Source organism: Staphylococcus sp. HMSC068C09 (genome assembly GCF_001813735.1).
GTDB classification, from domain to species: domain Bacteria; phylum Bacillota; class Bacilli; order Staphylococcales; family Staphylococcaceae; genus Staphylococcus; species Staphylococcus hominis.
Window position 1 is genome coordinate 1 of record NZ_KV813710.1, and the last position, 1,141, is coordinate 1,141.

The window sequence follows — 1,141 nt, forward strand, 5'->3', positions numbered from 1 at the left end:
AAAAAAACATTAAAGTCTAACACACTAGACTTATTTACTTCGTAATTAAGTCGTTAAACCGTGTGCTCTACGACCAAAAGTATAAAACCTTTAAGAACTTTCTTTTTTCTTGTAAAAAAAGAAACTAGATAAATCTCTCATATCTTTTATTCAATAATCGCATCAGATTGCAGTATAAATTTAACGATCACTCATCATGTTCATATTTATCAGAGCTCGTGCTATAATTATACTAATTTTATAAGGAGGAAAAAATATGGGCATTTTTAGTATTTTTGTAATCAGCACAGTTCATTATCAACCAAACAAAAAATAAGTGGTTATAATGAATCGTTAATAAGCAAAATTCATTATAACCAAATTAAAGAGGGTTATAATGAACGAGAAAAATATAAAACACAGTCAAAACTTTATTACTTCAAAACATAATATAGATAAAATAATGACAAATATAAGATTAAATGAACATGATAATATCTTTGAAATCGGCTCAGGAAAAGGGCATTTTACCCTTGAATTAGTACAGAGGTGTAATTTCGTAACTGCCATTGAAATAGACCATAAATTATGCAAAACTACAGAAAATAAACTTGTTGATCACGATAATTTCCAAGTTTTAAACAAGGATATATTGCAGTTTAAATTTCCTAAAAACCAATCCTATAAAATATTTGGTAATATACCTTATAACATAAGTACGGATATAATACGCAAAATTGTTTTTGATAGTATAGCTGATGAGATTTATTTAATCGTGGAATACGGGTTTGCTAAAAGATTATTAAATACAAAACGCTCATTGGCATTATTTTTAATGGCAGAAGTTGATATTTCTATATTAAGTATGGTTCCAAGAGAATATTTTCATCCTAAACCTAAAGTGAATAGCTCACTTATCAGATTAAATAGAAAAAAATCAAGAATATCACACAAAGATAAACAGAAGTATAATTATTTCGTTATGAAATGGGTTAACAAAGAATACAAGAAAATATTTACAAAAAATCAATTTAACAATTCCTTAAAACATGCAGGAATTGACGATTTAAACAATATTAGCTTTGAACAATTCTTATCTCTTTTCAATAGCTATAAATTATTTAATAAGTAAGTTAAGGGATGCATAAACTGCATCCCTTAA

General features: G+C 26.5%; 2 protein-coding genes. Both read left to right on the forward strand.

Going from position 1 to position 1,141, the window contains the following annotated elements; translation table 11 throughout:
* Positions 1-256: 256 nt before the first annotated feature.
* Positions 257-316, forward strand: coding sequence for a 23S rRNA methylase leader peptide ErmCL (gene ermCL / locus HMPREF2930_RS11335; protein ID WP_002497446.1), 60 nt, complete (start codon positions 257-259; stop codon positions 314-316).
* A gap of 60 nt (positions 317-376) precedes the next feature.
* Positions 377-1,111 carry a 23S rRNA (adenine(2058)-N(6))-methyltransferase Erm(C) gene (erm(C), locus tag HMPREF2930_RS00200; RefSeq protein WP_001003263.1) on the forward strand — a complete coding sequence of 245 codons (735 nt, stop codon included), beginning with the start codon at positions 377-379 and terminating at the stop codon, positions 1,109-1,111.
* Positions 1,112-1,141: the final 30 nt, after the last annotated feature.